Source organism: Lentihominibacter sp., from assembly GCF_046951855.1.
GTDB classification, from domain to species: Bacteria; Bacillota; Clostridia; order Peptostreptococcales; family Anaerovoracaceae; genus Lentihominibacter; species Lentihominibacter hominis.
Genome location: NZ_JBKTXS010000015.1, coordinates 40,283 through 50,941, shown reverse-complemented (window position 1 = coordinate 50,941; position 10,659 = coordinate 40,283). Strand labels below are relative to the sequence as shown.

Sequence of the window (10,659 nt, the reverse complement as noted above, 5' to 3'; positions counted from 1 at the left end):
GTGAAAAAATAGGTGAGCTTTTGGCTCACCTATTTTCTTATGTTATTTTTTCTTGTTTTTGGAATTCTTTTGTTTTCCTGTCTGGTTTTTAGGATTTGTGGCGCTCTTTTTGCCCTTTTGTTCCTGAGCCTTAATAACTTTTACTTTATATTGGCTTCCGGCTTCAGATATAGGCCTTGGCGCGGAAACTTTTTTAGTTGAAGCTGCTTTTCTTTTAGCTGCTTTTTTTGCTTCTTTAGCTTCAAATTCTGCATCAAGCTCGGCTTCTTTTGCTTTTTGTTTAGCGAGTGCTTCAGCTTGTTTTGCCTTTTTCTTCTGGTCTTTTTCCACGATTTCTTCTACAGATTTACCTGTTCTTTTGGCTTCTTTATATGGATTTACGGTTTCTTTTTTGTTTTTCTGTTCATTTTCTTTTTCGGCTGCTTTTTTTGCGCTTCTGCTGGTAAAGAATATCATTCCGACAATCATCACTACCATCATTATTGTATATACTGTAGTGGATTTGGATTGATCAAGCGTTTTAAATTCAATGGTTTCTTTGGTTCCCAGTCTGGTGCCGTCTGTAGACTGGAGGCCGTCGCCTATAGTAAGCTTATACTTTGTATTTCCGGCGATAGTAACATCTGAGTCTATAACATCCGAAACTATCATCATAAGCCCTTCTTCTTTATGACTGTAATAAACTTTGATAGGAATAGCGTCGCCGTTTTTGTCTGTAAGTTTAAATTCCTTGGCGTTGGCCTTTCTCACGTCTTTGGATTCGGGAAGCATTTCCTTGCTAAAATAGATCTTGACACTGAGATTCTCTACAGAAACACCTTTGGCTCCGTCTTCGGGAGTCGATGACTTGATGGTAAAGCCTGCTTTTTCTGAGGCGGTATCCGACTCGCCTGCTGCAAAACTTGCAGGGGCCAGCATAGCCATCGTTATAATCATTAGGCAGATCAAAGCTCCTATTCTTTTCATTACTGTTTTTCCTCCGCTTTCCTTTTTCTTAATTGTTTAAAAAAGTCTTTCATTATGCCGGAGCATTCTTCCTGCATAAGACCTGTTTCTATTTCGGTAAAATGATTGAGTCTGCGTTCCTGAGGAATATTGAACACTGAACCGCAGGCGCCTGATTTTGGGTCCATGGTTCCTATGTAAAGTTTTTCGATTCGGGACCATACTATGGCTCCGGCACACATGCTGCAGGGTTCTGCCGTTACGAACATAGTGCAACCGATGAGACGCCATCCCTGTAAATGCTCGGCGGCCTGCCGTATGGCTGCCATTTCTGCATGTGCGGTGGGATCCTTTCTTGTTTCGGTCTCGTTGTGACCTCTGCCTATGATCTCACCGTCTCGTACTATTACTGCACCGACGGGAACTTCTCCCATATCGGCAGCTTTTTTTGCTTCCTCAAGAGCTTCAAGCATATACTTTCTCATATACCTTACAATGGTATCATATTTTGGCCTGTCTATCAAGGATATTTTGGTTTGTCTTTTATTAGGGCAAGGCAATGGGGAGGACATGAAAGGATACTATTTACTTGAGTTTTCTGCGGAAATAGGGAGTTCCTCTATGTGACCGTTATACCTGTTTATGGCTGCAATCCAGTAGCCATATATCTTCTTTCTTCGTTCGTCTACAGACAGAGTTTCATCGTGGGCTTCTGCTTCCATTCCAAGTATAGGCTGCCAGAATACGAAACCGGATTTCCCTCCGTCAGGCTGTTCTTCCGGGAAGAATCTTCCGGGAATGCCGAGAAAGTAATGGGTATCCTGCCATCCGTACAGAAAGTGTCCGTATTTTGTCATGGGAGCGTTTGATCCGGGAGATATCATAGGGAAAAGACTGCAATCAGTGATTTTTTTCCATGTCGCCTTTGTCATATCTTGATCGAAAGGAATTATGTCGGCAAAACTATCTTGTTTTTTTGCGATCTCTATACAGTTTTCGAGAACAAATTTATTGTAAAAAGGGCTGTAGTCCTTAGGTGTGGTGTTTTTTGCGGAAGTTTCTTCTTTTGAAAGCGTAAGATCGCCGCTGAGGACAGGGTGGAGCGCTTCGCGGGAATTGACCATGGACATTGCCGCAACAATAGCGGTGGAGAAATCCCAAAGAGCCATGCCCTGTCCGTCCAGATCGTTGAGATTTATACGGAAGCTGCCTTCTCCCGTGCCGTAAGCTGATAGTGATATGTTGCCTATCATATGATAATGGCGTTTTTCTTTTTTTACACCCGTGAAAATGAGTTTATATGAGTATTCTCCTCTTGGGAAAAACTTCACATTATCTACTGTAACAACGATAAGGCCTTTATCTCCATCGGTCTGTAATTTGATATATCCTCGCATTTCTTTATCCTGATCAAAAGAGAATCGTTTATTCTCCTCTTTCAGCATAATTGGTTTTCTGGTGATATTTGTGAAATCCATTGTGTCCTCCTTGTTTATTCATAGTTTTTTTAGTAATATATGAAAAGAGGGGAGAGGCTATGATTTTAGACATTATAATAATAATAATTTTAATAGTACCGATGTCAGTGGGATTGTTCAGAGGTTTCATATATATGCTGCTGCGTACTTTCAGCTGGATAGGAGCTGTAGTTGCGGCGTTTTTTCTTACAGGTCCTGTATCGAGAGCCATGCGGGATGGTTTTGCAGGAGATATGATATCTGACGGGGTTTCAGGGAAAATCAGAAGTTCGATGTCTTTTTCGGACACTATTCATGAGGGGCTTCCTGATATAATAAGCGGGGGGCTGAAAACGGCCACATCGGGGGCGGTTGATATCTTCTCAGAGATGATTACCAATGTGGTTATATCAGTGATAAGTTTTCTGCTGATTGTCTTTGCTGTAAAATTATTGGTCAGATTTTTCATAAAGCCTGCAGCAAGGCGCAGGGATCCGTCGATTTTAAGTGCGACGGACAAGCTCATGGGGCTGATGGTAGGTTTTTTTGAGGGTTTTCTTATGGTTTTCATTTTTATGGCACTGCTGATTCCTGTCACCGGACTGGCTTCTGAGGGAATGGCCCAGTCGATAGTTGAAAATCTCAAAGAGTCGGTGATAGCAGGACCTTTGTATGATAATAACTTCCTATTGGTTATAACGGGAGGAGTTTTTTCTTAATGTTTGACGATTTCTTCTTTTTCATGTATATCTTTGCCGGCTTTGCAGGAGTACTGGCGGTTATTCTGGCAGTGCTGCTGATAAAATATTGGTCATCCGGAAACAAGATTCTTCTTGGAGCTATACGAAATTTTACAGTCTGCACAGCATTGATAGATTTTCTTTACTTTTATTTTGATTACGATATGATTGTGAACGGCAGATATGGAAGTAATGCATTTCTGAGAATTGCAGACATTGGACTTTTTATAGGGCAGGTATATTTTTGGGCTGCTTATCTGAGAGAAAAGAGTATGCCCGGCAGTGAAAAGACAATGCGGGCAGAAAAGCTGTCTTTTGCTTTTATAGTGGTGTGTGCTGCTTTGGCTATAGCGGGATATGGCTTTCTTATGAGTGATTATTACAGCGCAGATACGCAGATAGAGCGTGTGGGAGCTATTGTTATTGAAGCAGCTATAAGTATTATTCTTACCACGGTGAATCTTTTTAATCTCAAACTCACTCTTCCTGAAATAATACAGAAAAAATGCAGACGTTATATAATATGGATTTCGGCGCTGCTTACCATTAACGGAATGTGGAACGGGTTTCTTGTGATATCCATGCTTACAGGGAATCTGGGATATATGATGCAAACTGTTTTTGATCCGACATCACTGTTTATATTAATTATAAACATAATGACTATACTTTTGATATTAAGTGAAGATTTTTCTGCCTTGTTTAAGGCTTCTGAGGATGTTAATGATGAATCTGATTGTCTAAATATACGGTTGGATTATATTGCTGAAACACATTTTCTAACTGAAAGAGAGCGTGAAGTTATGGAGTTGGCTTACAATAAAATGACTAATCCCGAGATTGCACAGAAGCTTTGTATTTCTAAATATACTGTGAAAAACCATATGCATAATATATTTGAAAAACTTGATATTTCAACGAGAACAGACCTTATAATGTTTATAGATAATGAAAAATAGTCCATAGTGGACTATTGATTTTTACTCTTTGTACGATTAAATTGTGATTAATCTGAAAATTCAATTTAATCGGAAGGAGTGTATAATGAAAAAAACATTGCTTGGAAAAGGCATGGTCGCTGTTACTGCGACCTTGGTGGTGTTGAGCGTGGTGTCTTTTACAGGATGTGGCGCCAGCTCTGACAGTGCGGTATCTGATGACATCGCAGCTCTTGAGAAAGCTGTAGATGAAGGATATGCTAAGGAGATGACAGAAACCTTGGCTTATGATAAAGCGCTTAACGATGTGGACACCAATTACAGAGGCGGAGGAAGTGAGGCGGAGATTGCCGCATCAGAGTATTTGGCGGAAGAGTTTGAGAAGATAGGTCTTTCTGATGTGACTCGTGATGAAGTTATTGTTGACGGATGGCAGACCGGTGAAAGTTATATGACTGTAGGGGACATCAAGATAGACGATATGGTTTCCTATCAGGCTACAGGAAGTCATAATACTAAAGGGGAAGCGAATCCGGTATCTATCAGAGATATGAGTCAGGCAGAGACAGGCGACCGAAAAATTGCAATAGATAAGGACTGGTCTTCCATGGAGATAGTAAATGTCGGTACAGGTACTCAGGAAGAGTATGAAGGGATAGATGCAGAAGGCAAGATTGTGCTGGCAGCAGTGAATCAGTGGACGGAGAACTGGATAGACCAGCCGTATACGGAAGCTTTTTATCATGGCGCAGCAGCTATCGTTACATATCAGTATGAAGAAGATCAGCAGGGATATGGAATGTATGACCTCATAGATAATGAGGACGCGTGTGATACTATTAATGTCCAGGATATATGTGCAGAAGATCTGATCCCGTGCGGCAGTATCTCCCCTAAAGATGCAGGCAAGATACTTGGGATGATGGAAAAAGAAAAGACTGATACTCTCGGTGACGTTGACTTTAAACTGACTTGTGACGTAATGCCGGATACGGAAGCCTATAATGTGGTAGGAAAACTCCCGGGAACGGAGAACACAGGGCAGCAGATAATTATCAGCGGTCATTATGATAAGTATCATGGCGGGGTTAATGATGACTGTACAGCTGTGGCTTTAACGGCCGGAATAGCTAAGGCAATGATTGATTCGGGATATGAGCCTAAAAATGATATTTATTTTGTAGCTCATGCAGCTGAAGAGTGGGGCCTATCGGGAGCGGCAGATGACTGGGCGATAGGTTCATGGCAGCAGATAACTAAAAAACATCCTGAATGGCAGGGAACGACTCTTGCCCTAATCAATTTTGAAATGCCGGCAATAGAATCCGGACAGACAGAAGGAACTGTTCAGACAAGTTTTGAATTAAATACAGCTGTGGACGGGTTTATTGAAGAGGATATGCTTAATTCTTCATATTATAAAGATGGTGTAACTGTTTCCAATGATCATAATATGGGGATGAGTGATTGTATCTCATATCAGCGAAACGGGGTTCCGGCTATAATCAACAGTCCTGATTTTGATGAGCCTGTAGAGGGAGAAGTAAGCAGCAGCAAAAACTGGATGATGGACAGATATCATACAGTGTATGATGATATGAGTACATATTCTTCTGAACTCATGGAGTATAATATTGCTTTTTATGGCGGTATGGCAGAATATCTTGATACAAATCCGGCTCTTGAGCTTGATATAACATCAAGATGTGATATGCTGAGCGAACAGATTGAAGGGACAGAAGCATACCTGACTGAAGATCAGCAGGGACTCATAGAACAGTACAAAGAGAATCTTGAGCAATTAAGGCTTGCAGGCGAAGCTCAGCTTAAGAAAGCTCAGGATATCAACGCAGAATATCAGGAAGCTTATAAAAATGAAGCAAGTGCTGATGAACTTTCAGATATTACAGCTAAAGGAACACAGCTCAATAAAATTACTCTGAAAGCTTTCAGGGCTATGGAAGACGAACTAATGGGCATGATTGGATCAGATACTAACATGACGCTTCATATGACTGCGCAGGCAACTTTGGAGGGATATGACAAAGTTATCTCTGATCTTAAATCCGGGGAGGTCACCGATGAGGGTGATGACAGTACATTAGCTTCAATAGCGAGCCTTGGAGGAGGAACAGAATTTACTGCATTCGGATACAGCAAGTATTCTTATGATAAGCTTTTGGAATCTGTAAACTGCGATGTTGTAACAGATACATGGGGATATGGAAAGTCTGCGAGACTCATCGATACATACGATGCAACACAGAACGTGATGACTCAGCTTTATGGAGAAGGTACGGCTGATTACAGTGCTTCTGTTGCAGGTTATGAGGCAGCGGCTGAAAAGATGAAGGAGGCGCTTGTAGGATTTGTTGAAAAAGAAGTTGCCGGTATGAATAAGGTGACAGAAATTTTAAAGTAATAAAATATTGAAGCTTGAGGCTTTCCGGGATATTTGGAAAGCCTCTTTTTTAGTGAGAAGGGGATGATATAAATGTATACAAAACAAAATATCAGTAGATCATTGCTTTTTTTGCTAATTTAATGTAAAGTTGGATTAATCAGAAAATTCAATTCATTTAACTGAAGGGAGAGTGAAATAATGAGAAGAGGCTTTAAGAGATTGACTTGTCTGGCAGCTTCACTCACAATGGTTATTTCTATGACGGCATGTGGAGGCTCGGACAATAAGGTAGACTCTGATTTGTCTGTAGAGGCTGATGTACAAAATTATATCGACAGCATAGATATGGAGTATGCATATGATCTGGCTGAAACACTGGCGTATGATGAAGAATACTGGGACAACGAACTGGGATGGAGAACTTCCGGTTCTGATGCAGAACACAAGACCGCTGATTTTCTTGAAAAAGAGATGAAAGAGATTGGGCTTACAGATGTAGAGAAAATTGCCACTACAGTGGACAAGTTTCAGTTCAACGATTCAAAGCTGACGATCGAGGGAACTGATATAGATCTTATGCCTGCGTCATATCAGTGCAACGGTACTGATGCCGACGGGATAACAGCGGAGATCGTAGATGTAGGAACAGGTTTTGAAGCTGACTATGAAGGTAAAGATGTATCAGGAAAGATAGCGCTTGCCGGAGTAGATCAGTGGAATGAAGCATGGATAGATAATTATATAAGACAGGCCTATGTAAACGGGGCGGTTGCTATTGTAACTTATTCTACCGGCGGATACGGAGAGCTTAATGATGATACTGTAAATGTACAGGATGTTTGCTGCGCTGACCTTATGCCTGTAGTTGCAATAAGCCCTAACCAGGCAGAAGATATACAGAAGGCTATAAAAGATGGGAACAGCAACGCGACATTGATGGTTGATGCAGTCATGGAAGAGGGAACAGGAACGACTTATAATGTTGTGGGAAAGATAAAAGGAAAATCATCGGATCAACAGATTCTTGTTGCAGGCCATTATGATAAATATTGGTATGGATTCCAGGATGATTCGGCTGCTGTTGCTCTGGATTTTGCAGTAGCAAAGGCGCTTATAGATTCTGATTATACTCCTGAAAACGATATTGTAGTAGTGGCTCACGGAGCAGAAGAATGGGGCGTTACAGATTCTCAGTTCGATTATACAACCGGAGCATGGGGCATGATGCATGAAGCTGATCTGGGATGGTCAGGAAAAACATTGGCGCTTCTAAACTGTGAACTGCCGGCATTTGAAGTTGAGGAGAACAAACTTAATATAGCATGTGTGCCTGAGTTTGGAACATTGGTAAACAAGATGGTAAGCGAATCAGGTCTTGTTGCGACTTCGGGAGATGTGACAGTTTCAGAGGAAGCAGGTTCTGTGAATGTTATGGAGGATGGTGTGTCTTACAGATGGCATGGGGTTCCTTATTTGATAAACGGATTTGAAGACGATACATTCATGCAGCAGAGATATCATACGTCTTCAGATGATAAAGATACATGGCATGAAGATACCATGAAAACAAATCTCAACTGGTACGGGGCTTTCGCTATATATATTGATAAGATGCCGGCATTGGAGCTTGATATCCAGACAGCATGCAGTGATCTTGAGGAAAATTTTGATGAAGAGATAGCGAACAAGGCCGGAGTTGATACAGCGGCATATATGGATTCTCTGAAAGATTTTAAAGAGGCGGCAGGAAATCATAATGATAAAATCGCAGATCTGAATGATAGATATGAGAAAGCCGTAGAGGAGAACGCATCTGATAAGGACATAGAAGAGCTCAGAGAGGAAGGCGCAGCTCTCAACAAAATAACACTGGAGGCTTTCAAAATCATACAGGAAGAATGTACTAAAACAGATGATGTAGATGTATATACAGGACATCCTAATCTTGATGCTAATATTTCTTCTCTGGAGGGAATGATAACGGCTTTAGAGCAAGAGGAGCTTTATGCTGAAGATGAGGAATCCGGAGCTCTTGATATAGCATGGACATTGAATGGAGAAAAAGATTATGCTTATTATCTTTTCGACCAGAGAGTCGGCGATGATATTATAGCTCAGTATGATCCTGAAAAGTTATCTGATAACAAAGCGTATTGGGCGCTTGACAGAATGATTCCCGTATGCTATGTAGGCGAGACCACATATGACTTAGTAAGACAGGCTGATGATGAGAATGCTGATATTGATTATGAAGGTGCGATAAAGACCTATAAAGACCAGCTTAACAAACTGCTGCCTTATGTGAAGACATACAGTGATCAGGAGATGGCGGCAATGAAGACAGTAACAGACATGTTCAAATAACTGCAATGCTGCCGTTGAAAATTGCCGAATCCGGAATAATATGAGGGGATTCGGCAATTTTGCAGTTAAAATAATTATAAAATACGGCTTGACCATACCTGAGGGCAGGATAATATAATAAATAAAAATTCTGTTTAAAACCTATTAAGCCTGTAATATATTATATGAAGAAGGAGGATTCTATGAAAGCTGATAAAATTTATATAAACGGTAATATTTTTACTGTTAATGAAAATGATGATTGGGCTGAGGCTGTGGCCATCAGAGGTAATGAAATAATTTATGTTGGTGACAATGCCGGCGTACAGATCTTTCGTGCAGAAAATACAGAGATATGTGATCTGAATGGCAAGATGATGCTGCCGGGATTTATCGACGGTCATTGCCATCCTGTGATGGCGGCTCATTATCTCTGCGGAGTATATCTTCAGGTGGAATGGAGCATTGAAGAATGCCTTGAGGAAATACGCAGATTTGTCAGAGAGAATCCGGACAATCAGACATATTTTGGAATAGGATATGCAGAATGGATATTTGATGAAACCGGACCTAAAAAAGAGCTGCTGGATGATATTTGTGCTGATAAACCTATGATGATATTGGGAAGCAGCGCTCATGAAGCTTGGGTCAATACAAAAGCTCTTGAGATCGCCGGCATAACAAAAGAGACTCCTGATCCGATACCGGGTTTTCATTATTTTCACAGAGATGCTCAAGGGAATCCTACGGGGCATTTGCTGGAAATCTCCACACAAAGCATGATAATGGATAAAGTGGATTTTTTTGATGACAGGAAAATAGAAGGAGTTATAAAAGAAAATTCTGATGGCTATGCTTCGATGGGGGTTACGTCTACTTGTGATATGGGATCGCCTGAATTTGGTCTTAAAGTTTATTTTGGAAAAATTCCTGAAATGATTGAAAAGGGAACTTATAAACAGAGATTCTTTGGATGCGGCCGTATGGTAGCCGAGAAAGAAGATGTAGATATCGTCATGCCGAGATTGAGAGAGTATAGGAAAAAATATGATTCCGATAAATTCAAAATACATTTTCTGAAAATAATAAACGATGGTACACTTGAAACCAGATCTGCGGCTTTAAGCCAGCCTTATGATGAAGATGGATCGATGGTATATCCTCTTTTTGACAGGCAGGAAATAGCCAGATTAGGTGTTGAAGCGGCGAAAGAAGGTTTGGATATCAATGTTCACGGTATAGGAGATGAAGCTATAAGCGGTACGCTGGCTATGGCTCGGGCTGTGAGAGATGCCGGATATAATGACTGCCGTATAGTGAACTCTCATTGTGATTATGTGAAGGATGAAGAATTGTCGCTATTTGGTAAATATAATGTGGTTGCCAATACTACATGTGTCTGGCATTACGGAAATCCTGATATGGAGAAAGTCATTGGAGACAGACAGAATCATACGTTTCGGCTTAAGACAATGATAGCGGGAGGATGCCGTATGGGTCAGGGTTCGGATTTTCCTGTAGACGAGTTTGGCAGAGAGCCACTTAAAGGAATAGAAATGGGATGTAGCAGGCAGCTTTTTGATCATCCGGAACTTCCTGTGCTCAAACCTTATGAAGAAAAACTTTCTGTTAAAGACGGTATAAAGAGTTATACGATAAATAACGCTTATCAAATGCATATGGATCATAAACTTGGATCTATACAGCCGGGGAAATATGCAGATCTGGTGATTCTGGAAAAGAATCTGTTTGATATCCCTGTATCAGAGATACATAAGGTAAAGATTTGTGAAACAGTGATGGATGGTAAAACCGTATATAAGGATAATTAA

Annotated in this window: 8 protein-coding genes; 5 read left to right on the top strand and 3 right to left on the bottom strand. The window is 40.8% G+C overall.

Annotated features, from left to right (window positions below; translation table 11 throughout):
• Positions 1–42 precede the first annotated feature (42 nt).
• From ACLR96_RS05750 to ACLR96_RS05740, 3 genes are all read right to left on the bottom strand, one after another.
• Positions 43–966 carry an Ig-like domain-containing protein gene (locus ACLR96_RS05750; protein ID WP_177270867.1) on the bottom strand — a complete coding sequence of 308 codons (924 nt, stop codon included), beginning with the start codon at positions 964–966 and terminating at the stop codon, positions 43–45.
• Entirely contained in the window at positions 966–1,418 is a 453-nt protein-coding gene (gene tadA, locus ACLR96_RS05745) for a tRNA adenosine(34) deaminase TadA (RefSeq protein ID WP_177270866.1), read from the bottom strand. The genes ACLR96_RS05750 and tadA overlap by 1 nt, the downstream gene beginning before the upstream one ends.
• Positions 1,419–1,526: 108 nt before the next feature.
• Positions 1,527–2,423, bottom strand: a complete 897-nt coding sequence (locus ACLR96_RS05740) for a hypothetical protein (RefSeq protein WP_177270865.1) — start codon at positions 2,421–2,423, stop codon at positions 1,527–1,529.
• Between the two features lie 59 nt (positions 2,424–2,482).
• Between ACLR96_RS05740 and ACLR96_RS05735 the strand changes: the two genes are divergently transcribed.
• From ACLR96_RS05735 to ACLR96_RS05715, 5 genes are all read left to right on the top strand, one after another.
• A complete protein-coding gene (locus tag ACLR96_RS05735) occupies positions 2,483–3,121 on the top strand; it encodes a CvpA family protein (RefSeq protein ID WP_177270864.1) in 639 nt (212 codons plus the stop codon).
• The gene (locus ACLR96_RS05730) at positions 3,121–4,101 is read left to right on the top strand and encodes a helix-turn-helix domain-containing protein (RefSeq protein ID WP_177270863.1); all 981 of its coding nucleotides are present in this window, start codon (positions 3,121–3,123) and stop codon (positions 4,099–4,101) included. Before ACLR96_RS05735 ends, ACLR96_RS05730 begins: the two co-directional genes overlap by 1 nt.
• A gap of 85 nt (positions 4,102–4,186) precedes the next feature.
• On the top strand, positions 4,187–6,502 hold the full coding sequence (locus ACLR96_RS05725) for a M28 family metallopeptidase (protein ID WP_177270862.1): 2,316 nt from the start codon (positions 4,187–4,189) through the stop codon (positions 6,500–6,502).
• Between the two features lie 180 nt (positions 6,503–6,682).
• Positions 6,683–8,848, top strand: a complete 2,166-nt coding sequence (locus ACLR96_RS05720; RefSeq protein WP_177270861.1) for a M28 family peptidase — start codon at positions 6,683–6,685, stop codon at positions 8,846–8,848.
• A 182-nt stretch (positions 8,849–9,030) separates the two neighbouring features.
• Positions 9,031–10,659: an amidohydrolase family protein gene (locus ACLR96_RS05715; RefSeq protein ID WP_177270860.1), complete on the top strand. Its 1,629-nt coding sequence runs from the start codon at positions 9,031–9,033 to the stop codon at positions 10,657–10,659.